Annotated in this window: 26 protein-coding genes; 10 read left to right on the plus strand and 16 right to left on the minus strand. The window is 71.2% G+C overall.

Annotated features, from left to right (window positions below):
* Window positions 1-53: 53 nt before the first annotated feature.
* The 4 genes from ACWCXC_RS07105 (at window position 54) to ACWCXC_RS07120 (ending at window position 5,790) form a co-directional block, all read left to right on the plus strand.
* Window positions 54-1,832 carry a dolichyl-phosphate-mannose--protein mannosyltransferase gene (locus ACWCXC_RS07105; RefSeq protein ID WP_450887122.1) on the plus strand — a complete coding sequence of 593 codons (1,779 nt, stop codon included), beginning with the start codon at window positions 54-56 and terminating at the stop codon, window positions 1,830-1,832.
* Window positions 1,833-1,975: 143 nt separating this feature from the next.
* Window positions 1,976-3,631 (plus strand): penicillin-binding transpeptidase domain-containing protein, encoded by a 1,656-nt coding sequence (locus ACWCXC_RS07110; RefSeq protein ID WP_450887124.1) that lies wholly within the window; start codon window positions 1,976-1,978, stop codon window positions 3,629-3,631.
* Window positions 3,632-3,745: 114 nt separating this feature from the next.
* On the plus strand, window positions 3,746-4,501 hold the full coding sequence (locus tag ACWCXC_RS07115) for a hypothetical protein (RefSeq protein ID WP_450683266.1): 756 nt from the start codon (window positions 3,746-3,748) through the stop codon (window positions 4,499-4,501).
* Between the two features lie 179 nt (window positions 4,502-4,680).
* Window positions 4,681-5,790 (plus strand): DUF1996 domain-containing protein, encoded by a 1,110-nt coding sequence (locus tag ACWCXC_RS07120; RefSeq protein WP_450887126.1) that lies wholly within the window; start codon window positions 4,681-4,683, stop codon window positions 5,788-5,790.
* A gap of 238 nt (window positions 5,791-6,028) precedes the next feature.
* Here ACWCXC_RS07120 and ACWCXC_RS07125 read toward each other — a convergent pair whose 3' ends face one another.
* Together ACWCXC_RS07125 and ACWCXC_RS07130 are read right to left on the minus strand one after the other, a co-directional pair.
* On the minus strand, window positions 6,029-6,235 hold the full coding sequence (locus tag ACWCXC_RS07125; RefSeq protein WP_450683264.1) for a DUF397 domain-containing protein: 207 nt from the start codon (window positions 6,233-6,235) through the stop codon (window positions 6,029-6,031).
* Window positions 6,232-7,059, minus strand: coding sequence for a helix-turn-helix domain-containing protein (locus ACWCXC_RS07130; RefSeq protein WP_450683263.1), 828 nt, complete (start codon window positions 7,057-7,059; stop codon window positions 6,232-6,234). Before ACWCXC_RS07130 ends, ACWCXC_RS07125 begins: the two co-directional genes overlap by 4 nt.
* Before the next feature lie 112 nt (window positions 7,060-7,171).
* On the opposite strand from ACWCXC_RS07130, the gene ACWCXC_RS07135 reads away from it, so the two are divergent.
* Window positions 7,172-7,417, plus strand: coding sequence for a hypothetical protein (locus ACWCXC_RS07135; RefSeq protein ID WP_450683262.1), 246 nt, complete (start codon window positions 7,172-7,174; stop codon window positions 7,415-7,417).
* Window positions 7,414-7,614, plus strand: a complete 201-nt coding sequence (locus ACWCXC_RS07140) for a hypothetical protein (protein ID WP_450887129.1) — start codon at window positions 7,414-7,416, stop codon at window positions 7,612-7,614. Before ACWCXC_RS07135 ends, ACWCXC_RS07140 begins: the two co-directional genes overlap by 4 nt.
* A 135-nt stretch (window positions 7,615-7,749) precedes the next feature.
* On the opposite strand, the gene ACWCXC_RS07145 is transcribed toward ACWCXC_RS07140, so the two are convergent.
* The 7 genes from ACWCXC_RS07145 to ACWCXC_RS07175 all read right to left on the minus strand — a co-directional run bounded on the left by ACWCXC_RS07145 (window position 7,750) and on the right by ACWCXC_RS07175 (window position 14,013).
* Window positions 7,750-8,682: a CU044_5270 family protein gene (locus ACWCXC_RS07145; protein WP_450887131.1), complete on the minus strand. Its 933-nt coding sequence runs from the start codon at window positions 8,680-8,682 to the stop codon at window positions 7,750-7,752.
* Window positions 8,679-9,245 (minus strand): RNA polymerase sigma factor, encoded by a 567-nt coding sequence (locus tag ACWCXC_RS07150; protein ID WP_450887133.1) that lies wholly within the window; start codon window positions 9,243-9,245, stop codon window positions 8,679-8,681. The genes ACWCXC_RS07145 and ACWCXC_RS07150 overlap by 4 nt, the downstream gene beginning before the upstream one ends.
* An 81-nt stretch (window positions 9,246-9,326) precedes the next feature.
* Window positions 9,327-10,121 carry an SDR family NAD(P)-dependent oxidoreductase gene (locus ACWCXC_RS07155; RefSeq protein WP_450887135.1) on the minus strand — a complete coding sequence of 265 codons (795 nt, stop codon included), beginning with the start codon at window positions 10,119-10,121 and terminating at the stop codon, window positions 9,327-9,329.
* On the minus strand, window positions 10,118-11,278 hold the full coding sequence (locus ACWCXC_RS07160) for a serine hydrolase domain-containing protein (RefSeq protein WP_450683301.1): 1,161 nt from the start codon (window positions 11,276-11,278) through the stop codon (window positions 10,118-10,120). Before ACWCXC_RS07160 ends, ACWCXC_RS07155 begins: the two co-directional genes overlap by 4 nt.
* Before the next feature lie 143 nt (window positions 11,279-11,421).
* Window positions 11,422-12,195 (minus strand): energy-coupling factor ABC transporter ATP-binding protein, encoded by a 774-nt coding sequence (locus tag ACWCXC_RS07165; RefSeq protein ID WP_450683257.1) that lies wholly within the window; start codon window positions 12,193-12,195, stop codon window positions 11,422-11,424.
* Window positions 12,192-12,953 carry a cobalt ECF transporter T component CbiQ gene (gene cbiQ / locus ACWCXC_RS07170; protein ID WP_450887137.1) on the minus strand — a complete coding sequence of 254 codons (762 nt, stop codon included), beginning with the start codon at window positions 12,951-12,953 and terminating at the stop codon, window positions 12,192-12,194. Before cbiQ ends, ACWCXC_RS07165 begins: the two co-directional genes overlap by 4 nt.
* A gap of 1 nt (window position 12,954) precedes the next feature.
* On the minus strand, window positions 12,955-14,013 hold the full coding sequence (locus ACWCXC_RS07175; protein ID WP_450887139.1) for an energy-coupling factor ABC transporter permease: 1,059 nt from the start codon (window positions 14,011-14,013) through the stop codon (window positions 12,955-12,957).
* Window positions 14,014-14,213: 200 nt separating this feature from the next.
* On the opposite strand from ACWCXC_RS07175, the gene ACWCXC_RS07180 reads away from it, so the two are divergent.
* The gene (locus ACWCXC_RS07180) at window positions 14,214-14,585 is read left to right on the plus strand and encodes an SsgA family sporulation/cell division regulator (protein WP_450887141.1); all 372 of its coding nucleotides are present in this window, start codon (window positions 14,214-14,216) and stop codon (window positions 14,583-14,585) included.
* Between the two features lie 230 nt (window positions 14,586-14,815).
* On the opposite strand, the gene ACWCXC_RS07185 is transcribed toward ACWCXC_RS07180, so the two are convergent.
* Both ACWCXC_RS07185 and ACWCXC_RS07190 read right to left on the minus strand, forming a co-directional pair.
* Complete coding sequence (locus tag ACWCXC_RS07185; protein WP_450683253.1) at window positions 14,816-17,047, minus strand: MMPL family transporter; 2,232 nt, start codon at window positions 17,045-17,047, stop codon at window positions 14,816-14,818.
* 130 nt (window positions 17,048-17,177) lie between these two features.
* Window positions 17,178-17,750 (minus strand): TetR/AcrR family transcriptional regulator, encoded by a 573-nt coding sequence (locus ACWCXC_RS07190; RefSeq protein WP_450683252.1) that lies wholly within the window; start codon window positions 17,748-17,750, stop codon window positions 17,178-17,180.
* Between the two features lie 271 nt (window positions 17,751-18,021).
* On the opposite strand from ACWCXC_RS07190, the gene ACWCXC_RS07195 reads away from it, so the two are divergent.
* The 3 genes from ACWCXC_RS07195 to ACWCXC_RS07205 all read left to right on the plus strand — a co-directional run bounded on the left by ACWCXC_RS07195 (window position 18,022) and on the right by ACWCXC_RS07205 (window position 22,749).
* On the plus strand, window positions 18,022-21,303 hold the full coding sequence (locus tag ACWCXC_RS07195) for a S41 family peptidase (protein WP_450887144.1): 3,282 nt from the start codon (window positions 18,022-18,024) through the stop codon (window positions 21,301-21,303).
* A gap of 222 nt (window positions 21,304-21,525) precedes the next feature.
* The gene (locus ACWCXC_RS07200) at window positions 21,526-22,098 is read left to right on the plus strand and encodes a dihydrofolate reductase family protein (protein ID WP_450683250.1); all 573 of its coding nucleotides are present in this window, start codon (window positions 21,526-21,528) and stop codon (window positions 22,096-22,098) included.
* Window positions 22,099-22,143: 45 nt separating this feature from the next.
* Window positions 22,144-22,749: a dihydrofolate reductase family protein gene (locus ACWCXC_RS07205; RefSeq protein WP_450683249.1), complete on the plus strand. Its 606-nt coding sequence runs from the start codon at window positions 22,144-22,146 to the stop codon at window positions 22,747-22,749.
* A gap of 64 nt (window positions 22,750-22,813) precedes the next feature.
* Here the strand turns inward: ACWCXC_RS07205 and ACWCXC_RS07210 are convergent, their stop codons facing one another.
* The 5 genes from ACWCXC_RS07210 to ACWCXC_RS07230 form a co-directional block, all read right to left on the minus strand.
* Window positions 22,814-23,323 (minus strand): DinB family protein, encoded by a 510-nt coding sequence (locus tag ACWCXC_RS07210; RefSeq protein WP_450887271.1) that lies wholly within the window; start codon window positions 23,321-23,323, stop codon window positions 22,814-22,816.
* Between the two features lie 234 nt (window positions 23,324-23,557).
* The gene (locus ACWCXC_RS07215) at window positions 23,558-24,460 is read right to left on the minus strand and encodes a JmjC domain-containing protein (RefSeq protein ID WP_450683248.1); all 903 of its coding nucleotides are present in this window, start codon (window positions 24,458-24,460) and stop codon (window positions 23,558-23,560) included.
* A gap of 12 nt (window positions 24,461-24,472) precedes the next feature.
* Window positions 24,473-24,871 (minus strand): hypothetical protein, encoded by a 399-nt coding sequence (locus ACWCXC_RS07220; RefSeq protein WP_450683247.1) that lies wholly within the window; start codon window positions 24,869-24,871, stop codon window positions 24,473-24,475.
* A gap of 197 nt (window positions 24,872-25,068) precedes the next feature.
* Entirely contained in the window at window positions 25,069-25,218 is a 150-nt protein-coding gene (locus tag ACWCXC_RS07225; RefSeq protein WP_450683246.1) for a DUF397 domain-containing protein, read from the minus strand.
* Window positions 25,219-25,442: 224 nt separating this feature from the next.
* A complete protein-coding gene (locus ACWCXC_RS07230; RefSeq protein WP_450887273.1) occupies window positions 25,443-26,291 on the minus strand; it encodes a helix-turn-helix domain-containing protein in 849 nt (282 codons plus the stop codon).
* Between the last annotated feature and the right edge of the window lie 20 nt (window positions 26,292-26,311).

Raw genomic sequence — 26,311 nt, forward strand, 5'->3', positions numbered from 1 at the left:
CCTCCCAGCACGGGCGGCAGCGTCCGCACAGACGCGTTCCCTACGATGGCGCGGTGACGAGTACTGCGCCCGAAGCCCGGCAGGGCCAAGACGCCGGGGAAGAGCACGGCCCGGAGCCGATGTCCTGGCAGCGGCGGCTGCGCCGCTTCGGCCATGTGTCCCGCGCCGGGATCGGGCTGCGGGAGCGGCTGGTCCCCCCGTACACCCGGCCCGGCGGACAGCTGTGGGCGGTGCTCGGGGTGCCGCCGCTGCTCGCGGACCGGCTGGTGCGCTGGTCGGCGTGGGGCGGCCCGCTGCTGGTCGCGGCGGTGGCGGGGGTGCTGCGCTTCTGGAAGCTGGGCAGCCCGCACGCGGTGATATTCGACGAGACGTACTACGCCAAGGACTCCTGGGCGCTGATCAACCAGGGGTACGAGGGGGCGTGGCCCAAGGACGTCGACAAGCTGATCCTCAACGACCCGTCCCAGGTGCCGATCCCGACGGATCCCGGCTATGTGGTCCATCCGCCCATGGGCAAGTGGATCATCGGGGTCGGTGAGCAGCTGTTCGGCTTCACGCCGTTCGGCTGGCGGTTCATGGTGGCCGTGCTCGGCACGCTCTCGGTGCTGATGCTCTGCCGGATCGGCCGCCGGCTCTTCCGCTCGACGTTCCTGGGCTGTCTGGCGGGCGCGCTGCTCGCCGTGGACGGGCTGCACTTCGTGATGAGCCGCACGGCGCTGCTCGACCTCGTGCTGATGTTCTTCGTACTGGCGGCGTTCGGCTGTCTGCTCGTCGACCGCGACCGCGCCAGACAGCGGCTCGCGGCGGCGCTGCCGGAGGACGAGGACGGGGTGCTGCGCCCGGACGCGGCCGTGGCGGAGAACCTGCGCCTGGGCTGGCGCCCCTGGCGGATCGCCGCCGGGGTCTGCCTCGGGCTGGCCTTCGCCACCAAGTGGAACGGGCTGTACATCATGGTCGCGTTCGGCCTGATGACGGTCCTGTGGGACGTGGGCGCCCGGCGGACGGCGGGTGCGGTGCGGCCGTACTTCGCGGTGCTCCGGCGCGACCTGCTGCCGGCCTTCGTCTCCACGGTGCCGGTCGCGGTGGTCACGTATCTCGTCACGTGGACCGGCTGGATCGTCCGCGACGACCCCGAGCACCACGGCTACTACCGGGACTGGGCGGCCACCGACGGCAAGGGCGGGCACTGGACCTGGCTGCCCGACTGGCTGCGCAGCCTGTGGCACTACGAGAACCAGGTCTACGACTTCCATGTGAACCTGACGTCCGGCCACACCTACCAGTCCAACCCCTGGAGCTGGATCGTCCTCGGCCGCCCCGTCTCGTACTTCTACGAGGAGGAGAACGGCTGCGCCCGGTCCGCCACCGGCAAATGCGCCCGCGAGGTCCTGGCCCTCGGCACCCCCCTGCTCTGGTGGGCCGCCTGCTTCGCCCTCGCCTATGTCCTGTGGCGCTGGTTCTTCCGCCGCGACTGGCGCGCCGGGGCCATCGCCTGCGGTGTGGCCGCCGGCTGGCTCCCCTGGTTCCTCTACCAGGAACGGACCATCTTCCTCTTCTACGCCGTCGTCTTCGTGCCCTTCCTCTGCCTGGCGGTCTCCATGATGATCGGCGCGATGCTGGGGCCCGCGGCCCATACGGGCACCGCCCACGAACTCGGCCTCACCGCACCCGACCCCTCCGGCGAACGCCGCCGCACGGTGGGCGCGGTGGCGGCCGGCGTCCTGGTGCTGCTGATCATCTGGAATTTCATTTATTTCTGGCCGCTGTATACGGGAACGCCCATTCCGGAGGATTCCTGGCGGGATCGGATGTGGCTGGACACCTGGATCTGATTCTGGATCCGAGTCGTCCGTTCACGCCGAATCGGATCGCGTTCCTATAACAACTACCTCCCCCTTCACCACCGTCCCGTAGGGTGCCGGAAAAGCCCCCTTGAACATGTTCAAGGGGGCCTCCTGGGGAGGGGGACGCAGGAATGCGAAGCGGGGCGAAGGTGGCCGTCGTCGGCGGGGTGTTCGCGGTCGTGGTCGGCGGGGTGGGCTACGGGGCGTACAACATCCTGGACGGCCTGGGGGACAGCGGGGTCGGGGGCGGTTCGGACGCCAAGACCACGACGGCCGAGGTGCGGACGGGGCCGGTCACGAAGGACGAGATCGCCGATACGTCGAAGGAGTTCCTGGCCGCGTGGGCGAGCGGGGACGCGGCGACGGCGGCCCAGCTCACGAACAACGAGGGCGAGGCGGGGCCGGCACTGACCGGGTACAGCGAGTCCGCCCATGTCACCAAGGCGGTGATCACCGCGGGCGCGGCGACCGGTTCGAAGGTGCCGTACACGGTGAAGGCGACGGTCTCCTACAAGGGCGCGACGACGTCCTGGTCGTACGCCTCCGAACTGACCGTGGTGCGCGGGCTGACCACCGGGAAGCCGCTGGTCGACTGGGTGCCCTCGGTGATCCACCCGGACCTGAAGAAGGGCGAGTCGCTGGAGACGGGCGAGTCGAAGACCGCCTCGATCGAGGCGGTCGACCGCAACGGCAAGGTGCTCACCAAGGAGAAGTACCCCTCGCTGGGCGGCATCCTGGACGAGCTGCGCAAGAAGTACGGCACGAAGGCCGGCGGCACCACCGGCATCGAGACGTGGATCAACAGCGCGACCGCCGACGGGCCGGACAAGACGCTGCTGACCCTGGTGAAGGGCAAGCCGGGCCGGGTGCCGACCACGCTGGACGCGGGGATCCAGGCGGCGGCCGAGCGCGCGGTGAAGAAGTACCCCGAATCCTCGGTGGCCGCCGTCGAACCGTCGAGCGGCGCGATCCGGGCCATCGCCAACAACCGGGCGGACGGCTACGACGCGGCGCGGTGGGCCAAGGTGGCGCCCGGCTCCACGATGAAGATCGTCACCGCGGCGATGATCATCCAGAACGGCCTGGGCAGCGCGAACGGGCCCGTCAAGTGCCCGGCCACGGTGCCCTGGGAGGGCCGGGTCTTCCACAACCTGGACGACTTCTCGATGACCGACAACCCCACGCTCAAGCGGGCCTTCGCCCGGTCCTGCAACACGGCCTTCATCAAGCCCGTGCTGCCGCTCGGCGAGGGAAAGCGGGACACCGCCCTCGGCGACGAGGCCGCACGCTACTTCGGCATCGGCAGCGAGTGGAAGTCCGGCATCACCACGTGGGACGGCGCGGTCCCGCCCTCCCAGGGCGCGGAGACCGCCGCCTCGTTCATCGGCCAGGGCAAGATCCAGATGAGCCCGCTGAACATGGCCTCCGTCACCGCCACCGCCGTCCACGGCCAGTTCCTCCAGCCGTACATCGTCCCGCGCTCCCTGGACAACCGGACCTTCGCCACCGCGTCCCCGCTGCCCGCCGGCGTCTCGGCCCAGCTCAAGGAGATGATGAACTACACCGCCACCAGCGCCGAGGGCACCGCCACCCAGGCGATGGCCCGCGTCGGCGGCTACAAGGGCGGCAAGACCGGCTCCGCCGAGGTCGACGGCAACGCCACCTCCGACAGCTGGTTCACCGGCTTCTCCAACGACCTCGCCGCCGCCGCCCTCGTCCAGTCCGGCGGCCACGGCGGCACGGCGGCGGGCCCGATCGTCGCGGAGGTGCTGCGGGCGGGGCCGTGAGGCCCACGCCCTCGTATCCGATTGACGAACCCGCCCCCGTTTCCCGATAGTCGACGGGGGCGGGGCCGCGCGCGGGCCGTTCCGACGACGTCAACGGCCTTGTGGGGGAGAGAGATGGGCGTCGCCCTGATCGTGCTGCTGGTGGTGCTCGGGACCGTCGCGGGACTGGTCCTGCGGCAGTTGCACCGCTATCCGGGAGGTGGCCGGTTCGCCTTCGGGAGCGAGCACGCCGCCGCCCGCCGCGACCTGGACGCCGCCCGGACCACCTTGCGCGGTCTGGAGCGCAGCGCCGCGAGGGAGCTGGCCGCCGCCCATGACGCCAACCAGCGGGCCGCCACCGCCCACCGGCGCCGGGTGCGCAGGGCGGAGGAGTATCTGGCCCATCTGCGGGACCCGGGGCGGGGCGGGTACCGGGAGGAGCTGGGCGAGCTGAGCCTGTACGAGTTCGTGCTCGTCCTGAAGACCGAGGACTGGTCGGGCGAACTGCCCCTGCACGAGATCTCCGTCCGCTCCGAGCACACCCACAACGGCGGCCACGTCTACGTGACCGCTCCGGACGGGCGGCGGCATCTCATCACGTACCCGATCGGGCAGTTCGACGAGGAGCACGTCCGCAGGTTCGTCGTCGCCGTCCACAACACCACCGCCGCCGCCAAGGAGTTCCGGGCCGACCGCCCCCGTCTCCTGCGCGAGGCCCAGGCCGAACTGCGCCGGATCCGCGAGGACACCGCCGGCCAGGCCGAGGCCGGGCGCCGCCTCCACGATCTGACCGTCCGCCAGCAGCACGACCCCGGCATCCCCCGGGCCCGCCAGGAACTGGACGCCGCCCGCGCCCGCTGGCACCACCTGACGGGGCACCGGCCGGACTGACGGGGCGGGGCCGGGCGGGGCCGGCGAAGCCGCCCGACCGCCCCTGCCATGGCAACGCCACCCGCGAAGTACCCCGTTCACCAACTATTGACACGCTCTTGTCAGGAGCGGAACACTCCCGAGTGGGAGAGCGCTCTCCCACTCCATGCAATCCCCCACGAACGCAGGAGGAAGTCTCCATGCCACGGAGGTCGAGAACCCTCACCGGACTGCTCTTGTTCACTTCGCTGACGCTGACCACGGCGGGCATCGCCGGGATCACGGCGACGGCGAACGCGTCCACCGAAAGCCCCGCGCAGGCGGCGGGGGCACACGCGCGGCACGCCGCGTATTCCATGCCGGGGATGCCCGGGATGGCCGCGTCCACGCGGGCCTCGGCGGACGATCCGGACGGGGACGGCTACATCATGGCCGATCCGCCGGTCACCGGGGTCACCCCGTCGATGGAGGTGCCGCCACAGGCGTACTTCCACGAGTTCCAGGCCAAGTGCGCACCGACGCACACCGCTCCGGACGACCCGATCGTGTATCCGGGCCAGCCGGGCAAGTCCCACGACCACACGTTCATGGGCAACACCACGACGAACGCGTATACGACCGCCGACTCGCTCCAGAACGGCGCCACCACGTGCCTGGCCCCCGGCGACAAGTCGGGGTACTGGATGCCGAGCCTGTTCAACGGGGACACCAAGGTCCTCTTGGACGGCGTCCAGACGATCTACTACAAGTCGGGGGTCACCGACTACCGGAGCGTCCGCCCCTTCCCCAAGGGCCTGCGGTACGTCGTCGGCTCCCCGATGCAGACCCAGGAGGAGTTCAAGAACCTCAAGGGCACGGTCGAGGGCTGGGAGTGCGGCGACAGCTTCAAGAACTACGACTTCCCGGCGACCTGCCCCAACCGCCGCGACGTGCAGCTCAACCTGCGCCTCCAGGCGCCCAGTTGCTGGGACGGCATCCATCTGGACACCCCGGACCACAAGAGCCACATGGCCTACCCGGTGGCCTCGGGCAACAACTACAACTCCTGCCCGCCCGATCACCCGGTGGCCCTGCCGATGATCGAGTTCAAGATGGCGTGGCCGGTCAACGGCGACATGTCACAGGTCAGGCTGGCGAGCGGCCGGGGCTACTCGTTCCACTACGACTTCATGAACGGCTGGGACGCCCGCACGCTCGACGCGATGGTCACCCACTGCGTCAAGGGCGGCCTCCAGTGCGACCCGCACGGCTACGACGAGAACCACCCCGACAGGGGCGCGGTCCTCGACGCGAACTACCAGCTCCCGTAATCCCCCGCACTCGGACGGAGGCGGGCCTTTTTTCGGCCGATCTTGGAGAGCGCTCTCCAAGATCGGCCGACGTCGTGCCGGCCGCGTCCCGGCAGAAGAAACACCCCTTCGACGCTCCCGCGCGAGGGGGCGTCGACGCCACGAACGGTCCCCCAGGGCTCAAGGACCCTGGGGGAGTCCGGCGTTCACACCCACGGGGGCGGGGCGGCGCCCACAACCCCCGCCCTCCCCGTCACGCTCAGGCGGTCTCGAAGCCGCCGTGCTTGATGTCCGCCACGAACGCGGTGAACGCGGCGGGCGTGAGCGCGATGACAGGGCCCGCCGGATTCTTCGAATCGCGGACCGGGACGGTCCCGCTGGGGGCGAGGTTGATCGCGACCTGGACGCAAGCGCCGCCGTTGTTGCTGTATGAGGACGTGTACCAGCGGGGGGATTCGGTCGTCACGGAGTGCCCTTTCGTAACTGCTCGATCATGGCCACGGACGCCGCCTGGGAGAGCGATTCGGCCTGTAGCTGATGGTAGGCCGTCAGCAGTGGGAGCACGAAGCTGCTTTCCCGCTCCAGGTGACCCTGCTGCGCGGACTCCGCGTAGGACATCAGCGAGCGGTCGGGCAGCGTCAGTATGTAGAGGGGCAGATCGAACGGGCGGCGGTCGCCCATGGCGAACGGGGCGATCTGGAACACCGTGGTGGGCAGCTCCGCGAACTCCAGCAGCCGGGCCAACTGGGCTTCCATGACCCCGGAATCGCCGATGGGGCGCCGGATGCAGCTTTCGTCCAGCACCACCAGAACAAGTGGAGGATCGGGCCGCAGCAGGGAATCCTGCCGCTGCGCGACGAGCTCAACGCGTTGAAGCGCCTGGTCGGGCGTGATGGCGCCCCTCCTTACCGCGCTCTCGGCCAGGGCCGTCGCGTATTCCGGCGTCTGGAGCAGGCCAGGCATCACGCCCACCTCGTAGAGGCGGATCTCTGCCGCCTTGCCTTCGTGCCCCACGTACTCCGGGAACCCCTCCAGGAGAGCCGTGTCGCGTGCCGCCCGGCCTTGACGCTCGAACTGGTCGCCGGTCCCGAAGGCCCTGTCAGCTCTGTTCGAGAAGCGCGGAGTTGGAGACCGGCGACCAGTTTCCACAGCCGATACATGGGTGCCCGAATACCCCATGCGCTCACCCAGCTCGTCCTGCGTCCAGCCGCGTTCATCTCGCAGCCTGCGAAGACGCTCCCCGAACGCCGCGACTGGAGAACTCTCCGGACTCAGTTCCTTGCGGTTCAAGACACACCGCCCAACTCTTCGTGCGAATCGTGCAAGTTGAAGACCATGTGACTCTAGGACACGCTGAGCCGCCTTGGTAGTGGAATGACTACGGAGAGGTACGGCAGTGTCTATGCAGGTACAACCGTCCGAATTCGCCCCCGCCCCCGGAACCCTCGTCGTCGACGTGACCCGTGCGCATCTGCCCCGGATCGGGGAGTTCCGAGGGGTCGCCGGGCCCTACTGGATGCTCCGTCCGGCCCGGGGCGGCGCCGAATGGGAGGTGCTGCCCGAGCACACCCGCGAGGCGACGTCCCGGGAGCGGCTGTGGGCGCGGAACGCGCGGGAGAACGCGCGGAGTCGGGGTGAGGTCGCATGAGGCGCGATGGACGCGAGGCGGGCGGGGCGGACGCCGAGGGCGCCTCTGGGCCGTCGTCGGGCGGGTGCGGGACGTGTGACGCGTTCGCCGTCGCCGAGGAGGCCGCGCAACGTGCGGGCGACGGGAGCCGGGAGACCGACTTCCGGGTGCTCCGGCGGCGCCACGCGGCAGCCGCGCACGGGGTGGACGACGCGTAGAGCGGCACCCTGGCCTCCCGGGACTGCCCCGGGGGGCCGATGCCGTGCGGTGGGCGGTACGGGCCCGCGCGGCCCCCTGTTCCGCGCGGGCCCCGTGCGGAGCCGGGACCGCCGATGAGTTGGAAGGGCCGTCCGTCAGCCGGTGCTGTTCGCCGGGCCGGCGTGCAGGTAGGTGTGCGTGTTGGTGATGTGCCCGGGGTCGTTGACCGGGCTGTAGTCCGTCTCCAGGAGCAGGGCGTCGGAGGGGCGCACGATCCAGCCGGGGTTGTGGCGGACGCTCAGCGGGAGGGCGCCGGACCAGGTCCAGCTGATCCGGGTGCCGGTGCGGCCGGCGGCGTCCTTCACCCCTTCGGTGACCTCGGCGCCGGGTGTGCCGGCCATGACGCGGTACAGCGCGGCGCGCAGCCGGGGCGGGGCGGGCGCGTCGGTGAGAAGGGTCCCGGCCTGGCGTACGGTCTGCTCGGCGGCGGCGGGGCCCTTCGCCCCGGCCGACAGGGCGCGGCGCAGGGCGTCCGGTGCGGTGGGCAGGGCGGCGAGGCCCTTCCAGCCCACCTGTCGGTCGCCGACGGCCCAACTGGTCCCGGACGGGTTGGACTTGGTGATGGTGCGGCCGTCGTGCGTCTTGATGACGACCGCGTTCCGGCTCAGGTACGTGTCGTCGGTGCGGGCCCGCTCGCCCTCCACCCAGGTCCGTACGGTGGTGTGCCAGTACGGGGCGTCGGCCCCGTCCCCGGTGGCAGCCCGGTCGGCCAGGGCGGTGAACACCTCGGCCGCCGAGGCGGTGGCGGCCGGTTCGCCGCCGATGTCGGTCACGGGCAGGAGGGCCGCTCCGGCGGCGAGCACCGCGACGGCGGCGGCCCCGACGAGCACCCGGCGGCGGCCGGGGTGCGCCCGGCGGCCCGGGGGTACGGGGGCCGGGGCGGCGGTGTCGGCGGCGATGGCGGCGAGCACGAGGGAGCGGGCCCGCTCCCGGACGGCGTCGTCGGGCGGCGCGGTGCGGCCGGCCCGGTGCAGTGCCTCGGCACCGGGGAAGTCGAGGACGTCGGTCCGCTGGTCGGTGTGGGTCATGCGGGGTCTCCCGTCAGGGTCGTACGGGTGGTGGCGGAGAGTCCTTCGCGGAGCCGGGCGCGGGCCCGGTGCAGTCGGGAGCGGGCGGTGCCCGCGGGGATGCCGACGGCCGCCGCGGCCTCGGCCGGGGTCAGCTCCTCCCAGGCGACGAGGAGCAGCAGCTCCCGTTCGGCCTCGGGCAGTCCGGCGAGTCCGGCACGCAGGTCGGGGGCGACGGCGGCGGCGTCCAGCCGGGCGTCGACGGCGTGCCAGGGGTCGCCCGCCGCCGGGCTGTCGGCGGCCGGCTGCGGCCGGCCCGCCGCCCGTGCGGCGGACTGCCGGTGGCGGGCCAGGACGTTCCTGGCGACGCCGAACAGCCATCCCCTGGCCGATCCGCGTCCGGCGTCGAAGGTGCTCCGGTGGGCGTACGCCTGGAGCCACACCTCGGAGAGCAGGTCGTCGGCGGCGGCCGGTGCCCGGCGCACGAGGTAGCCGTGCAGGGCCGCGCTGTGCCGGTCGACCAGCGGTTCGAAGGCGGCCGGCTCGCGGGCCGCCCGCGTCAGCAGGTCCTCGTCCGGATCCATGAGGTCTCCTGTCCGATCCCGCCCGGGTGGCGGTCTCACCCCGTACTTGCGCGGATCCGGCGCATGCGTTCGCGGGGGGCTCTACTCCGTGGCCACCGCCTGCCGGAAGCCGTTGTTGACGGCGGTCAGGCCGCCGTCCACGCGGAGGGTGGTGCCGGTGATCCAGGCCGCGTCGGGGGAGGCGAGGAAGGCGACGGCGGCGGCGATGTCCTCGGGTTCGCCGACGCGGCCGAGGGGGTACAGGGAGCGGACGCGGTCGAGGGCGTCGCCTCGGCCGGACCAGGCGTCGGTGCGGACGGTGCCGGGGGCGACGAGGTTGACGCGGACGCCGCGCGGTCCGGCGTGGCCGGCGAGGGTGCGGGTGAGGCTCTCCAGGCCGGCCTTGGCGGCGCTGTAGGCGTGGTTGCCGAAGTCCTGGAGGCCGTTGACGGAGCCGATGGAGACGATGGCGCCGTGGCCGGAGGCGGCGAGGTGGGGCAGGGCGGCGCGGGCGCAGCGATAGGCGCCGGTGAGGGTGATGTCGAGGTCGCGCGCCCAGCTCTCGTCGGGTTCGTCCTCGAAGAGGGGGGCGTCCTCGGTGCAGGCGCATGCGTTGTTGACGAGGACGTCGAGGCGGCCGAAGAGGGAGACGGCGTGGGCGACCGCCGTCTCGACGTCCTCGCGGTCGGCCACGTCGCAGACCAGGGCGGCGGCCTGGCCGCCGTCCTCCCGGATCGCCGCGGCCGTGTCCTCGGCCCGCTCCTCGTCCAGGTCGGTGACGAGGACGCGGGCGCCCTCGGCGGCGAGGCGGCGGGCGGTGGCGGCGCCGATGCCCCGGCCCGCTCCGGTGATGAGGACGCCGTATCCGTCGAGTCGGGGCCGTACGGGAGAAGTCATAGCGCCGACCGTACTGCCCGTACCAGGGCCTGGGCACGGGGGTCGGCGGTGACTCCCTTCTGCAGACCGTTCGTCACATAGCCGAAGGCGATGCCGGATTCGGGGTCGGCGAAGCCGAGGGAACCGCCCCGGCCGGGGTGGCCGAAGGAGCCGGGGGCCAGGAGCGGGGCGGCCGGGCCGTGCAGCATGTAGCCGAGGCCGAAGCGGGTGGTGACGACGAGGACCCGGTCCGGGCCCGCGGATTCCTCGGTGCGGGCCAGGGTGAGGGTGGCGGGTGCGAACAGTCGGTGGCCGTCGACGGGGCCGATCATCGCGGCGTAGCAGCGGGCCAGGCCCCGGGCGGTGGCGATGCCGTTGGAGGCGGGGAGTTCGGCGGCCCGGTAGCCGGGGTCGTTCTCGTCGGGGAGCGGGTCGATGGCGCCGAACGCCCGCCGGGTCAGCGACTCCGGGTCCCGGTAGGCGTCGGACACCGCGCGCTTGGGGCGCATCCGCAGCCCGCCTCCGGCGTCGCCCGGGGGCGCCTCCACCGGGCCGATCCGGCCGATCCGGTGGGCCTCGTCCGCCGGGATGCCGAACCAGAAGTCCAGGCCGAGCGGGCGGGCGATCTCCTCGGCGACCCAGCGGCCGACGGTGCGTCCGGTGACGCGGCGCACCAGTTCGCCGACGAGCCAGCTGTAGGTCTGGGCGTGGTAGCCGTGGTCGGTGCCGGGCTCCCACTGGGGGCGCTGGGCGGCGACCGCGCGCGGCCCGCTGATGCCGTCGGCCGCCTCCTCGGGTGTCAACGGACGGTCGAGGGCGGGGAGTCCGGCCCGGTGGGCGAGGAGGTGGCGGACGAGGACGCGTTCCTTGCCGTTCGCCTTGAAGTCGGGCCAGTAGGTGGAGACCGGTGCGTGCAGGTCGATCTGGCCGCGCTGGTGGAGCAGCAGCGGGACGGCGGCGGCGATGCCCTTGCCGGCCGAGCGGACGATCTGCACGGTGTCGACGGCCCAGGGTTCGGTGCCGTCGACGTCGCGGGTCCCGGCCCACAGGTCGACGACCTTGTCCCCGTGCCGGTAGACGGTGACCGCCGCCCCCCGGTCACCGCGTTCCTCGAAGTTGCGGACGAAGGCGTCCCGGACCGCTTCGAATCCGGGCGCCACCGTGCCCCGTACGTCCACGCCTGCTTCCGCGCTGCCGCTCATGCCCCCATGGTGCACGGCGCCGCAGGTCGCGGGTGGGGCGGGTCACCCCTCGGGAACCGCTTCACGAGGGGTGACCCGCCCACGAGCCGGGAACCCGCCCACGAGCCGTCGCCCCGTCCTCAGGGCGTCGGCACCGTCACCGAGCGCGGGTCGAAGCCGAAGGGCAGTTCCAGCCGGTGCGCGCGCATCAGGTCCTCGTCGCACAGCAGGTCCTGGGTGCGGTCGTCGGCGGCGATGACGCCGTCGCTGAGGATGACGGAGCGGGGGCAGAGTTCGAGGGCGTACGGCAGGTCGTGGGTGACCATGAGCACGGTGACGTCCAGACCGCGCAGGATGTCGGCGAGTTCGCGCCGGGAGGCCGGGTCCAGGTTGGAGGAGGGTTCGTCCAGGACCAGGATCTCGGGGCGCATGGCGAGGACCGTGGCGACGGCGACGCGGCGGCGCTGGCCGAAGGAGAGGTGGTGCGGGGGCCGGCCGGCGTACTCCTCCATGCCGACCTGCCGCAGCGCCTCCGTGACCCGCTCCTCCAGCTCCGCGCCGCGCAGCCCGCCGGAGGCCGGTCCGAAGGCGACGTCCTCGCGGACGGTGGGCATGAAGAGCTGGTCGTCGGGGTCCTGGAAGACGATGCCGACGCGGCGGCGAATCTCGGCCATGTTCCGCTTGTCCACCGGCATCCCGGCGACGCGGACCGATCCGGCGCCCGCCTCCAGGATGCCGTTGAGGTGGAGGACGAGGGTGGTCTTGCCGGCGCCGTTCGGGCCGAGCAGGGCGACGCGTTCGCCGCGCGCGACGGTCAGGTCGACGCCGAAGAGCGCCTGGTGGCCGTCGGGATAGGCGTACGCGAGGCCGCTGACTTCCAGGGAGGGCGGTACGGGGGCGGGGTCGGGGCTCATACGGTCCATCCCACCAGACAGACCGCGAGGGCGAGCACCGGGAGGGCCGAGGCGTACGCCCACTGGGCGCGCGAGGCGGTCACCTCGTCGATGACGGGCATGGTGCCGGTGTAGCCCCGGCTGACCATGGCGAGGTGGACGCGTTCGCCGCGTTCGTAGGAGCGGATGAACAGGGCGCCGGCCGACGTGGCGAGGACGCCCCACTGCCGGACGCCGCGCGCCTCGAAGCCGCGCGAGCGGCGGGCGATGGACATCCGGCGCATCTCGTCGGTGATGACGTCGCCGTAGCGGATCATGAAGGAGGCGATCTGGACGAGCAGCGGGGGCAGTTTCAGGCGCTGGAGACCGAGCAGCAGGGCGCGCAGTTCGGTGGTGGAGGCCAGGAGGACGGAGGCGGCGACGCCGAGGGTGCCCTTGGCCAGCACGTTCCAGGCGCCCCAGAGGCCGGGGACGCTGACGGAGAGGCCGAGCACCTGGGTCTGCTCGCCGGGCACGACGAACGGCATGAGGAGCGCGAAGGCGACGAACGGCACCTCGATCAGCAGCCGCTTGAGGAGGAAGCCGGCGGGGACGCGGGCCGCGGCGGCGGCGCCGGCGATCAGCAGGGCGTAGAGCCCGAAGGCCCAGACCGCCTCGCGCGGGGTGGAGACGACGACCACGACGAAGCCGAACACCGCGGCGATCTTGCAGTGCGGCGGCAGGTCGTGGACCGGCGAGTGCCCGTGCCGGTAGAGCTTGTGGGCGTGGCCCGCGCCCATGTCAGACCTTCTCTTCGGTACGGGTGCCGGCCTCGCCCTGCGTACGGCGTCGGCGGGAGACCACGTAGAAGGCGCCGCTGCCCGCGACGAGGGTGGCGCCGACGCCGATGATCCCGGCGAGGCCGCCGGAGAGCCGGGCGTTGGAGACGTCCTTGACGCCGTAGTCGGCGAGCGGGGAGTCCTTGGCGGCGTGGTCCTTCACCTTCTCGTCGATGCCCTGGTCGCCGGCGACCTTCTCCAGGCCGTCCGGGTTGGCGGAGGCGTAGAAGGAGACGAATCCGGCCAGGACGACGGCCGTGACCAGGCCGGTGATCCAGAGTCCGCGGGTGGGGCGGTGGGCGGCGGGGGCGGGCTCGCGGGCGGGGGCCGGGGCGTCGACGAGTTCGCCGTCGATCCGGAGCTTGAGCGGGGCGGAGAGGCCGCGGGCGCCGTGGACGAGGTCGGGGCGGACGGCGATGACGGCGCCGACGGTCAGCGCGGTGATCAGGGCCTCGCCGATGCCGATCAGGACGTGGACCCCGACCATCGCGGTGAAGACCTTGCCGATCGGGATGTCCGTGGTGCCGCCGATCCAGTAGATCAGCGTGAACGCGGCGGCGGCGGCCGGGACGGAGACGAGCGCGGCGACGAAGGAGGCGACGGTCGCGGAGCGGCGGGTGCGGGGCAGCACGCCGAGCAGCCCGCGGAAGAGGGCGTACGCGACGACGGTGGTGACGACGCCCATGTCGAGGATGTTCACGCCGAGCGCGGTGAGCCCGCCGTCGGCGAAGAGGATGCCCTGCATCAGCAGGACGACGGATATGCAGAGGACCCCGGTGTAGGGCCCGACGAGGATCGCGGCCAGTGCCCCGCCCAGCAGATGTCCGCTGGTGCCGGCGGCGACCGGGAAGTTCAGCATCTGCACGGCGAAGATGAACGCGGCGACGAGCCCGGCGAGCGGCGCGGTGCGCTCGTCCAGCTCCCGGCGCGCGCCCTTCAGGCTGACGGCCACCGCCCCGGCGGCCACCACCCCGGTGACGGCGGAGACGGGCGCGTTGATGAATCCGTCGGGTACATGCATGGGGGGAGGCTCCGCTTCTGCGTGACCGCATAGCTGCGCGGGGTCATGAACCTCTCAATGATAGGTCCTTGTTGCAAAGAGGTCGCAAGAGCGGGCCTGTCACAACTGCCGACACTCGCCATCGTGCTCTTTTGCGAAAATATGGGACATTAGAGGTCGAAGACACACAAAATACTGGTGCACACAGGAGGAGCCGGCCCATGTCCCCCGTGATCAGAGAACATGCCCGAGCCCGGCTCGTCACCGATGCCCGCGATCTGCCCGTGGTCCCTGTCGAGCTGCGCCACGATCCCGCGACCGCCCCCGGCACGGTCCTGATCGCCTTTCCCGACGGTTCCGTCTGGCCGGTCGGGCGCGAGCTGCTGGAGCGGGGGCTGCGCTCCCCCGCCGAGAGCGACGATCTGCGGGTCTGGCCGTGCGGCCGCGTCCAAGTGGTCGTCGAACGCGATACGTCGGAGGGCATGGACGTCGTCCAGTTCGACAGCGCGCCCATGATCCGCTTCCTGCGCCGGACCCGCGAGGCGGCGGCCGAGGCGGAACGGGCGGCGAAGCAGGAGGCGGCGCCGGCCTGAGCCCCGCCGCACACCACCCTCCGGCCCCCGGACGGCGACGAACATGGTGAGAGCCCCCGTGCCCAGATGCACGGGGGCTCTCGTCGCCCCGGTCCCCCGTCCCCACAGGTAACCGGTGCTCCCGGGACCGCGTTCCGCTCAGACGCGGTCCCGGAGTTCGGCGGCCCCCGTCACACGGTGTCCGGGGGCCGGCCGGTCCGGACCCGGGCCGGACCCGGATCGGACGCGGGTCAGACCCGGGTCAGCTCGCGCTCGCCTCCGGCGTCGGGGCCCGGTCCACCGGCGGCCGGCTCGGTGGCCAGCTCCTTGCGGAGCCCCTCGCCCTCGACGTCCACGTTGGGCAGCGCCCGGTCCAGCCAGCGCGGCAGCCACCAGGCGCGCTTGCCGAGCAGGGCGAGGACCGCGGGAACGATCGCCATGCGGACGACGAACGCGTCGAAGAAGACCGCGATGGCGAGCGAGAAGCCGATCATCTTGATCATCTGCTCGCTGGAGCCGATGAAGCCGGCGAAGACCGCCATCATGATCACGGCCGCGGCCGTGACGACCCTGGCCCCGTGCTTGAAGCCGGTGACGATGGCCTGGCCGGGCTTCTCGCCGTGGACGTACGCCTCGCGCATCCGGGTGACGAGGAAGACCTCGTAGTCCATCGCCAGGCCGAAGACCACGCCCACCATGAAGATCGGCATCATCGACATGATCGGACCGGTCTGTTCGACCCCGAAGAGCGAGCCGAGCCAGCCCCACTGGAAGACCGCGACGACCGCGCCCAGGGCCGCGACGACCGAGAGCAGGAAGCCGAGCGCCGCCTTCAGCGGCACCAGCACCGACCGGAAGACCACCATCAGCAGCAGGAAGGCGAGGCCGACGACGAGCGCCAGATACGGCAGCAGCGCGTCGTTCATCTTCTGCGAGAAGTCGATGTTCATCGCGGTGGAGCCGGTGACCAGCACCTCGGCGCCGGTGTCGGACCTGACGTCCTGGCCCGCGTCCCGGATCGCGTGGACCACGTTCTCCGTCTCGACGGAGCTGGGGCGGTCCTTCGGGACGACGGTGATCATCGCCGCGTCGCCGGCCTTGTTGAAGGTGGCGGGGGTGACGGCGACGACGCCCTTGAGGCCGGAGATCTCGTCGCCGACCCGCTGGGCGGCGGCCTTGCCGTCGGAGCTGTTCTCCGTGTCGACGACGACCAGCAGCGGACCGTTGAAGCCCGGACCGAAGCCCTCGGAGAGCAGGTCGTAGGCGCGGCGCTGGGTGGTGCTGGTGGGCTGGGAGCCGTCGTCCGGCAGGCCCATCTCCAGCGAGGCGGCCGGGACGGCGATCGCGCCGAGACCGAGGACGCCGACGAGCAGCACCCAGACCGGCTTGCGCAGCACGAACCGCGCCCAGCGGGTGCCCATGTTCGGCTTGGCCTCGGGGGCGTTCTCCGCCTCGGCGGCCTTGCGCGCCTTGCGGCCCATGACCCGCTTGCCCGCGAAGCCCAGCATGGCCGGGACGAGGGTGAGCGCGATCAGGACGGCGATGGCGACGGTGCCGGCGGCGGCGAAGCCCATCTTCGACAGCATCGGGATGTTGACGACGGCCAGGCCGACCAGGGCGATGACGACGGTGAGCCCGGCGAAGACGACGGCGGAGCCGGCCGTGCCGACCGCGCGTCCGGCGGCTTCCTCGCGCTCGCGCCCCTCGGCCAGTTCGGCGCGGTAGCGGGAGACGATGAAGAGCGCGTAGTCGATGCCGACCGCGAGGCCGATCATCATCGCAAGGGTGGAGGTCGTGTTGCCCAGGTCCAGCACGTTGGCCAGCGCGGTGATCGTGGAGACGCCGATGCCGACGCCGATCAGGGCGGTGAGCAGCGGAAGTCCCGCGGCGATCAGCGAACCGAAGGTGACGACCAGGACCACGGCGGCGATGGCGACGCCGATGATCTCGGTGGCGCCGGTCTCCGGCATCACCTGGAGCGCGTCACCGCCGATCTCCACGGTCATCCCGCTCTTCTGCGCGTGGGTGCCCGCGTCCTCCAGGGCGTCCCGGGTCCCGTCGGTCAGCTCCATCGAGTTGACCTTGTACGTCACCGAGATGTACGCGGTCGATCCGTCCTTGGAGACGGCCTTTCCGGCGTACGGGTCGACGACCGAGGCGATCTGGTCCGAGCCCGACTTCAGCTCGGCGGTGATCTTGTTGACCTCGGTCTTGTTGGCCGGGTCCGTCATCTTCTCGCCCTCGGGGGCCTTGAAGACGATGCGTGCGGTCGCGCCGTCGGCGCTGGCGGCGGGGAAGCGCTGTTCCAGCAGGTCGAAGGCCTTCTGGGCCTCCGTACCGGGAATGGAGAAGGAGCTGGAGGTGGCGGTGGACGCGGAGGCCGCGCCGAATCCGGCGAGGGCCAGCAGGGCCACCCAGATCAGGGCGACATAGCGGCGGCGCCGGAAGGCGAGCCGTCCGAGTTTGTAGAGGAATGTGGCCACGGAGGCGTACTCCCGGTCAGGTCGTTGAGAGGACATGGGCGTGTGGAACCAGCCCGACGACGAGAGCGGCGTGTCAGGTGGAGCGTGGGGAGGGGGCCGTGCGCAAAGGGGTTCGCGGGGACCGTGAGGGTCAGACTCCGAGAGCGGGGAGGATCACGGAGTCGACGTAGTCGAGAAGGAATGCCTGGTCGACGGGGCGGTCCTCGACCAGTTGCCTGGTGGCGACGGCGCCGACCAGCATGTGCGGAACGTATCTGAGCGCCGGATTGTCCGGGCTCACCTCTCCCCGTTCCACGGCGCGGCGCAGCAGCGTGTCGAGACCGGTCATCTCCGGTTCGATCAGCAGCTCGCGCAGGGCCTGAAGGAGGTCGGGATTGTCGTGGACGGCATGGCTCAGACCCCGCATCAGCGCGGCGTCCTTCTCCATCTGACAGTCGTCACTGCGGCTGAGGACGGCATGGAAGTCACCGCTCAGCGAGCCGGTGTCGACATCGCCGAGGGTGCCCGGTTTGTTGTGCCGCAGAGCCGTGACGACGAGCTCGGGCTTGCTCCCCCACTGGCGGTAGAGGGTGGCCTTGCTGGAATGCGTACGCGCGGCGACGGCGTCCATGGTCAGGGCGTCGTAGCCCACCTCGCGGAGCAGGTCGAGCACGGCGGCGTACAGCTCGCTCTCACGCTCGGGCGTGAGCCGTGTGCGTGCCATGTGTCGACCTCCTGTTCTCCTCGGGGCCGTTTCGTCCGGCGTATCGAGCGATCATCGAACGAAACTGTTTCGTACAGCTGAACGCTACCCCCTCCCCCCAGCGAAACGGAACAGTTTCGCTTGTGGGCCGCACCACAGCTGTCAGCGGGCCGTAAAGACCGGGCCGCGCGGACCGGTGCGCAGGCCGTAAAGACCGGGCCGCGCGGACCGGCCGCACGTTCCCCCGTCCCCTGAGTTGCCGCGACCCCCGCGCACCGAAAGCATGGGTGGGGTGAGTGACGACGTCTCGTATCTCCGGTTCCCGCACCTCCACGAGGATCTGCTCTGCTTCGCCGCGGAGGACGACCTCTGGATCGCCCCGCTCGTCCCCGAGGGCGAGGGGCCCGGACGCGCCTGGCGCGTGACCGTCGACCGCACCCGGATCGGCCACCCCCGGTTCTCCCCGGACGGGACCCGGATCGCGTACACGACCTGGCGCAGCCTGGACCCGGAGATCCATGTCGCGCCCGTGACCGGGGGCCCCTCGCGCCGGCTCACCTACTGGGGGTCGACGGACGCCCGGGTCTGCGGCTGGACCCCCGACGGGGACGCGGCACAGATCCTCGCCGTCTCCTCGCACCGGCAGCCGTTCTCGTACTTCTCCTGGGCCTACGGCGTGCCCACCGACGGAAGCCCCGGCGGCCGGCTGCCCTGGGGCCCGGTCTCCGACATCGCGGTCGGGGACGTGGACGGCGAGCGCCGCACCCTGCTGCTCACCGGCACGCCGCCGCACGAACCGGCCGCCTGGAAGCGCTACCGGGGCGGCGCGACGGGCCGGCTCTGGCTGCACGGCGAACGGCTGCTCCCGGACATCGACGGGCATCTGGACTCCCCCATGTTCGTCGGGGGCCGCATCGCCTTCCTCTCCGACCACGAGGGCGTCGGCAACCTCTACTCCTGCCGGCCCGACGGGAGCGACCTGCGCCGCCACACGGACCACGACGCGTTCTACGCCCGGCACGCCTCCAGCGACGGCCGGCGGGTCGTCTACCAGTGCGCGGGCGAGCTGTGGCTGGTCGACGACCTGGAGACACCGGACGCCGTGCCCCGGAAGCTCCCCGTCCGGCTCGGCGGCCCGCGCACCGGACGGCGTACGTACCAGGTCCCGGCCGCGAGCAACGTCGACGGGCTCTCCGTGGACGAGACCGGCCGGGCCAGCGCGGTCTCGGTGCGCGGCAGCCTGTACTGGCTCACCCACCGCGACGGCCCGGCCCGCACCATCGCGGACACGCCGGGGGTCCGGGTGCGGCTGCCGGAGATGCTCGGCAGCGGCGGCCAGGTCGCGTACGTCACCGACGCGGAGGGCGAGGACGCGGTCGAGATCGCCTACCTGCCGCGCGCCAGCGGCGACCGCACCCCGCGCCGGCTCGCCTCGGGGCGGCTGGGCCGGGTGCTGGAGCTGATCTCCGACCCGGACGGCGAACGGCTCGCCATCGCCTCGCACGACGGCCGGGTCCTGCTCCTGGACACCGACGAGGAGACGTCCACCGGGGAGCCGACCGAGCTGATCCGCTCCGTCAACGGCCCGGTCCGCGATCTGGCGTTCTCCCCGGACGGCGACTGGCTGACCTGGTCGCACCCCGGCGTCGGCCGCTCGCTGCGCCAGATCAAGCTCGCCCGCATCCAGGGCCCCGGCGCCCCGATCATCGTCGATGTGACCAACGGCCGCTTCGAGGACGAGAACCCGGTCTTCACGGGCGACGGCCGCTATCTCGCGTTCCTGTCCTGGCGCGGCTTCGACCCGGTCTACGACGTGCACACCGGCGACCTGTCCTTCCCGCTCGGCTGCCGCCCCTATCTGGTCCCGCTCTCCTCGGCGACCCCGTCCCCCTTCGCCCTCTCCCCCGACGGCCGCCCGGCGGCGGGCGGTCTGGACCCGCTGGACGCCGACGAGGCGGGCGCGGCGGAGGGCTCCACGGTGACGGTCGAGTTCGAGGGCCTGGAGAGCCGGGTCACCCCGTTCCCGGTCTCGGCGTCCAAGTACTCGGCGCTCTGCCCGGTCAGCGGCGGCGGGCTGGTCTGGCTGCGCTGGCCGATCTCCGGGGCGCTGGGCGAGACCTTCGCCAACCCGGCGGACATGTCGGGGCGCCCGACGCTGGAGCACTTCAACATCGCCAAGGCGAAGCGCACCGAACTCGTCGACCACCTCGACTGGTTCGAGGTCAGCGGGGACTCCTCGCGGCTGGTCGTCATGGACGACGGCGAGCTGCGCGCGGTCCCGGCGAACGAACCGGGCGACAACGACTCCACCGTCTATCTCGACCTGCGCCGCATCCTGCACGAGGCGGACCCGGCGGCGGAGTGGCGGCAGGCGTACGACGAGGCGGGCCGGATCATCCGCGCGTACTTCTGGGAGCCGGACATGTGCGGCATCGACTGGCCCGCGGTCCTGGACCAGTACCGCCCGCTGGTCGAACGGGTCGCCACCCCCGACGAGTTCGCGGATCTGCTGCGCGAGGTCCTGGGCGAGCTGGGCACCTCCCACGCGTACGTCGCGCCCGCCCGCCGCAACGAGGGCCCGCCGCACTACCAGCGCGCGATCGGCCTGCTGGGCGCCGACTTCACGTGCCGGGACGGGGCCTGGACGCTGCGCCGCATCCTGCCCGGCGACTCCTCGGACTCCAAGGCCCGCTCCCCGCTGGCCGGTACGGGCATCCGCGAGGGCGCGGTCCTCACCCATGTCGACGGCCGCCCGGTCGACCCGGTCACCGGCCCCTACCCCCTGCTCTCCGCGGCGGGCGGCACCACGGTCGAACTGACCTTCACCCCCGCCGAGGGCCAGGGCCGCTCCCGCCGCGTCGCGGTCATCCCCCTCATCGACGAGCGCCCCCTGCGCTACCAGGACTGGGTCGCCAAGCGCCGCGCCGTCGTCCGCGATCTCAGCGGCGGGCGCTGCGGCTATCTCCACATCCCGGACCTGGGCGGCTCGGGCTGGGCCCAGTTCAACCGCGACCTGCGCCTGGAGGTCTCCCGCCCGGCCCTCATCATCGACGTGCGCGGCAACGCGGGCGGCCACATCAGCGAACTCGTCATCGAGAAGCTCACCCGCACCATCCTGGGCTGGGACCTCACCCGCAACGCCCAGCCCGTCAGCTACGCCTCCAACGCCCCCCGGGGCCCCGTCGTCGCCCTCGCCGACGAGGCCACCTCCTCCGACGGCGACATGATCACCGCCGCCTTCCGCCTCCTCAAGCTGGGCCCGGTCGTCGGCCAGCGCACCTGGGGCGGCGTCGTCGGCATGACCGGCCGCCACCGCCTGGGCGACGGCACGGTGATCACCGTTCCCATGAACGCCGCCTGGTTCGACACCTACGGCTGGTCCGTCGAGAACCACGGCGTCGAACCCGACCTCGAAGCGCTCCGCACCCCTCTGGACTGGGCCGAGGGCCGCCACGCCGTCCTCGACGACGCCGTCCGCCTCGCCCTCGACCTCCTGGCCGCCCATCCCCCGGCGACCCCTCCGACGTACGACACGGCCCCGGACCGGCGGCGGCCGCCGTTGCCGCCGAGGTAGCGGGGGGGGCCGCGCCTGCCGTCGGTGGCGCGGCCGGGGAGAGCGTCGGGACGGCCGACGCACGTGGCGGCGTCAATGCAGAGGCGTTCCTTCGCCGCGTAGTGGATCATGCATACCGACTCCGCCGGCCCCGGGACCTGTCCGGAACACCGGACCGATGACTTTTCCCCCGCCGCGCGGTCTCAACCCATGTCAAGCACGCCGCAGCTACCCGAGGACATCATGCGCACACTCATCAGCACCGCCTTCGTCTCCCTCGACGGTGTCATGGAGGCCCCGGGCGGCGAGCCCGGCTACCGGAACTCCGGCTGGACCTTCAAGGGCATCGACTTCCTCCCCGAGGCGTACGAGATCAAGAGCCGGGAACAGGAGGAGGCCGGGGCGCTCATGATGGGGCGGGTCAGCTACGAGGCGTTCAGCCCCGTGTGGCCGGGCATGGAGGAGTTCGCCGGCTACAAGGCGATGCCCAAGTACGTCGTGTCCACGACGCTCACCGAGGACGGCCTCGTGGACACGTGGGGCGAGACCCACATCCTCCGGTCCATGGACGAGGTGGCCGCGCTCAAAGAGACCGAGGGCGGCCCGGTCATCGTCCACGGGAGCGCCGACCTCAACCACGCGCTCTCCGACGCCGGTCTGATCGACCGCTATCACCTCCTCGTCTTCCCGCTGCTCCTCGGCGCGGGCAAGCGCCTGTTCAGCGCGGCCGACAAGGACACCCAGCACCTGAAGCTCGTGGAGCACGAGGCGTACCCCAACGGCATCCAGAAGAACGTCTTCGACGTGGTCCGCTGAGGCCGACCGCCTCGGGGTCCGCCCACGACGAGAGGAGCTCGCACCATGCGCAAGATCATCGTCACCACGTTCCTGACCCTCGACGGCGTCATGCAGGCCCCCGGCGGCCCCGACGAGGACCCCGAGAGCGGCTTCCCGCACGGCGGTTGGCAGAAGCCCACGTTCGACGAGGGCGTCGGCGAGGCGATCGCCGGCTGGTACGAGGACGCCGACGCGATGCTCCTCGGCCGCAAGACGTACGACATCTTCGCGTCGTACTGGCCGACCGCCGACCCGGACAACCCGTTCACGGAGCGCATGAACTCCATGCGCAAGTACGTGGCGTCCCGCACCCTCACGTCCGTGGACTGGCAGAACTCCACCCTCCTGGAAGGCGACACCGCAGACGCGGTACGCCGCCTCAAGGAGACCGAGGGCCGCGACATCAACGTCGTCGGCAGCGGCGACCTGGCCCAGACCCTGATGCGCGAGAACCTCGTGGACGAATACCGCCTCACCATCCACCCGGTCATCCTCGGCACCGGCAAGCGCCTCTTCGCGGACGGCGCGATCCCGACGGCCCTGCGACCGGTCACGGTCACGGCGACGAAGGGCGGCACGGTCCTGGGGGTGTACCGGCCTGCGGGACGGCCTGCGTACGACAGCTTCTAGCCCCGTAGGAACGCTCGTTCACGCATCGGGGACGGCGGGCCGGGAAACCTCCCCGGCCGGAGGTCTATCCGGCGTAGGGGTTGCCGCCGAGCCAGGTGGTGCCGTCGAGCAGTTCGCGTGCGGCGTCCAGGTGACCGCTGTGGCAGGCGACCTCGGTGAGCACATGGATGAGGATGCGGCGTACGTCGGGCAGCCGCCAGGTCGGCCAGATGTCCACGGGCCACGCGGCGGGCTCCTGGTCCGGGCCGGCGGCGGCGAGCACGATGTCCGCGCGTGCGACGGCTGCCCGGTAGTCGGCGAAGACCTCCTCGGTGCTCATCCCTTCGGGGACGGACCAGTGCGCCTCCGCGCCCGCCGCGAGCTGACCGGCCACATCCGGTTCGCCCGCGATCACCCCGGGGAACCAGAAGCGTTCGACATCCACGGTGAGGTGGCGCAGCAACGCCAGGCAGCTCCAGCCGCTGGGCAGCACCGGCCTCCGCAGATCCTCCTCCGAGAGCCCTTCGAGGATCCCGAGAACATGCGCGCGCTGGCCGTCCAAAGCATCCTTGAGCGCGTCGAGTTCGCCGTTCACCGAACTGCGCCCCGCGCCGAGCTCTTGCTGAGCCGGGACGTCGCCCACCACGGCCTCGCCTGTCGTACGTGTACGTGTCATCCGCGCGCCTCCGTCAACCACAGAACACGATCTGACTCCGGCCTGGACGCTACACGGGGGGTACGACAACACCTGGCCGATCGGCGCCACGTCGTTCGGCACCCGCCCCGCTCGTACCCAGCGGCACCCGGACGGCCCGCGGGAAGCCTCCGGTCAGGTGGTGTACTCCAGCTCCGTCATGGCGGCCTGCCGCATGGCCGAGGCGAGCTGGTCCACGTCAACACCTTCGAGGTACGTGACCAGTGCCTGCCGAGTCTCCCGCACACGGCTCGCGAGGCTCGCCGTGCTCAGAAGATCACCAGGCAGAACCACCCTCCGGAACGCCGGGGCCTCGATCGCGGCGGCGAGGATCTTTTCCGCGATCCAGAGGGGAGTACGCTCGCGCATCGCGAACGTGAGGTGGACGCTCCGTTCGTCGGAGTCGAGGGCGTGAGGGTTGTGGACCCATCCACGTGGCAGAAGAAGCGACTGCCCCGGCTTCAGGTCCACTTCTACGTCCGGCCCGGCCGCTTCCCACTTCGGGATGAAGTCGGGGTTCCAGACACGGAACGACTCCTGGTACTCCCGCATGGGAGCGGAGTACTCCGGACGCCACAGCTGCCACCGCTTCTCACCCTCGACCTGAGCGATCACGGCCATCTGCTGATCCCAGTGATGCAGGAGACCTTGGCTCCGCGGTGGGGTCAGGAAGGCGTGCACGTAGTTGCTGTAGCCGGTCTCCTGCTGGATGGCTCGGGCCATGTCAGCGAGGAACGGCACCACGCGCTGGAGATTGCCGAGCCGAATCGTGTATCCCTCGCCGTAGAGCTTGTGAAGTTTGGCGGGGTCAGTTCGCCCGTTCGTTCGGTGGCAGTCGGGGTGCAGGGAGGGACCCGACTTCACGAGCGCGATTTCGTCCGCGGGCACGCACCCCGTGTCGATGTAGTGGTCGATCACGTCCGGGGTGACGAATCGGTCCTGCGCCGTCGAGCCTCGCTCGAATACGGCAGGCTCGTTCGGCCAAGAGTTCAGGAGGGCGGACACGCCCTGTTCGGGGAGTAAGAGGCTGAGCGACATTGCGTCGGCTCCTTACGACGGTGGAAGCGGACAAGGAAGATCCGGGTGAAACCTGTTGGGGCAACACACGACCGAGAACGAGATCAGGATCTTGGCTGCCGTGTAGTGAACCCAGGTCACATCGACGCCGCGGGGAAGCACATCAGTGGCGTACTCCAGCTTGTTTTCGAGGCTGGCGTACGCCACCAGCCCGTCAGCTCGCACGTAGGGCGGGCTCTCCTCGTATTTCTTTGTCAGCCAGGCCAGCGCAATACCCAGGTCGGTCCAGGTGCGGTCGGCGGATACCTGGCCCTTCTTCATCAGCCAGTGGCCGGTCATCGTCGGCGGCACGTTGCCCGTCTGGAACTCGGCGGCAGCTTCGCGGTACCGGTCCAGAACGTCCTGCTGCTTCTTGTCCTCGGGGTTGAGCACCGAGGGCGGACCGTGGGGGTGGGGTGGCCGGCGACCTCCCTCCTTCCCGTACGCAGCCGACGATCCGATCCAGGGACCGTATCCGTGCCAGTGCCCTGACCAGCTCATATGCGCCCTTCTAGGAGGCTACGAGCCGCCCGAGGGGATACCTTGGGCGGCTCGCCCGCGTGATGCTCTGTGCTCTGGGAGGGGTCAGATTAGACCGTCAGACCCCGGTGTTTGACCCAGCCCGCCGCGAAAGCGTCGAGTTCGGCCTCGGTGAAGCGCAGCTCCTTGCCGGCCCCCTCCGGCTTGCTGTCGCGGATGGCGAACGAGGGTTCCGCGCCGGGGATGGAAGCGAAGGACACACACGTCTCGTTGGAGCCCCCGAGGTTGCCCCCGCAGTACTGCTCGAACGCGGAGCCTTCGGGTACGGCCAGGGAGTAGAGGTTTCCGTTGATGGGAATCGCCCTCCTGGTGCTGGACAGAGCGGAGATTCGTTCTCCGCGCCGTTCTTCCGGGTTTCTCTCTTAACGACGCTAGACAGTGAGGGCGGCCGGATTCCACCTTGTTGCACGCTGTTGCACACGGGTTAGTCGAGGGAGCGGATCGCTTCCTGGATCAGAGCCCTGGCACGGGCACCGACCACGGCCATCTCGGACAGTCGTGCGCACGCCCGGACGTAGATCTCGACCTCGCTGGGAGTCGTCACTGCGACCTTGGCTGCCAGCAGCTCGACGTGGACCCGCTTGTCGTCGAACATCGTGAACGTCTCGACGCCCCAGAGGCTGCGCGGCGTAGTACGAGGGATGATCCCGAGGGAGACCGCTGGCAAAGACATTGCGGTCAGCAGGTAGTGGAGCTGGCCTCTCATCACGTCTACGTCGCCGTATCGCTGGTACAGGGCGTCTTCCTCGATGAGGAAGACGACGCGATGCCGGCCGTCACGGATGACCTTTGCTCGCTCCACGCGGGCAGCGGCGGCCTGGGCCGAGTCGTTGGGCACTCCTCGGAAGTCTGCAATGGTCGACAACAGGGCCGTGGCATAGCCCTCCGTCTGCAACATGCCGGGGATGACCCTGGTGCAGTAGATCCGGAAGAGCGCGGTGCGCTGGTAGAGCGGGACGCCCGCTTCCTGGAGGCGGCGCATACCGGTGCGCTGCAAGCGCCGCCACTCCACGTACATGGAGTCAGCTGACCGGGACGCCTCGATCAGGTCGGGGGCCTGGTCTTCGGCATCGCAGGCGCTGCACCAGGCGCGGATGTCGGCGTCTGAGGGGATAGTCCTGACGGCCTCGATACGGGAGGTCTTGGCCTTGTTCCAGTGACACAGGTCAGCCAGCCCCTGCATCGTCAGGCCCGCGTCACGCCGGAGGTCTGCGAGACGCCGCGCGACTCGTTCTCTGGCTGCCTGAGCACTGGAGGATGGAGACGATGACATGAGCTGGCTGTGCACCTGTG

The sequence above is a fragment of the Streptomyces sp. NPDC001515 genome (assembly GCF_053597115.1).

Coding starts and splice junctions, on each gene's coding strand:
- ACWCXC_RS07110 (WP_450887124.1), top strand. CDS start 1,976: ATGCGAAGCGGGGCGAAGGTGGCCGTCGTCGGCGGGGTGTTCGCGGTC.
- ACWCXC_RS07115 (WP_450683266.1), top strand. CDS start 3,746: ATGGGCGTCGCCCTGATCGTGCTGCTGGTGGTGCTCGGGACCGTCGCG.
- ACWCXC_RS07230 (WP_450887273.1), bottom strand. CDS start 26,291: ATGTCATCGTCTCCATCCTCCAGTGCTCAGGCAGCCAGAGAACGAGTC.
- ACWCXC_RS07145 (WP_450887131.1), bottom strand. CDS start 8,682: ATGACCCACACCGACCAGCGGACCGACGTCCTCGACTTCCCCGGTGCC.
- ACWCXC_RS07205 (WP_450683249.1), top strand. CDS start 22,144: ATGCGCAAGATCATCGTCACCACGTTCCTGACCCTCGACGGCGTCATG.
- cbiQ (WP_450887137.1), bottom strand. CDS start 12,953: ATGGGCGCGGGCCACGCCCACAAGCTCTACCGGCACGGGCACTCGCCG.
- ACWCXC_RS07140 (WP_450887129.1), top strand. CDS start 7,414: ATGAGGCGCGATGGACGCGAGGCGGGCGGGGCGGACGCCGAGGGCGCC.
- ACWCXC_RS07215 (WP_450683248.1), bottom strand. CDS start 24,460: ATGTCGCTCAGCCTCTTACTCCCCGAACAGGGCGTGTCCGCCCTCCTG.
- ACWCXC_RS07165 (WP_450683257.1), bottom strand. CDS start 12,195: ATGAGCCCCGACCCCGCCCCCGTACCGCCCTCCCTGGAAGTCAGCGGC.
- ACWCXC_RS07200 (WP_450683250.1), top strand. CDS start 21,526: ATGCGCACACTCATCAGCACCGCCTTCGTCTCCCTCGACGGTGTCATG.
- ACWCXC_RS07180 (WP_450887141.1), top strand. CDS start 14,214: ATGTCCCCCGTGATCAGAGAACATGCCCGAGCCCGGCTCGTCACCGAT.
- ACWCXC_RS07150 (WP_450887133.1), bottom strand. CDS start 9,245: ATGGATCCGGACGAGGACCTGCTGACGCGGGCGGCCCGCGAGCCGGCC.
- ACWCXC_RS07120 (WP_450887126.1), top strand. CDS start 4,681: ATGCCACGGAGGTCGAGAACCCTCACCGGACTGCTCTTGTTCACTTCG.
- ACWCXC_RS07190 (WP_450683252.1), bottom strand. CDS start 17,750: ATGGCACGCACACGGCTCACGCCCGAGCGTGAGAGCGAGCTGTACGCC.
- ACWCXC_RS07135 (WP_450683262.1), top strand. CDS start 7,172: ATGCAGGTACAACCGTCCGAATTCGCCCCCGCCCCCGGAACCCTCGTC.
- ACWCXC_RS07175 (WP_450887139.1), bottom strand. CDS start 14,013: ATGCATGTACCCGACGGATTCATCAACGCGCCCGTCTCCGCCGTCACC.
- ACWCXC_RS07155 (WP_450887135.1), bottom strand. CDS start 10,121: ATGACTTCTCCCGTACGGCCCCGACTCGACGGATACGGCGTCCTCATC.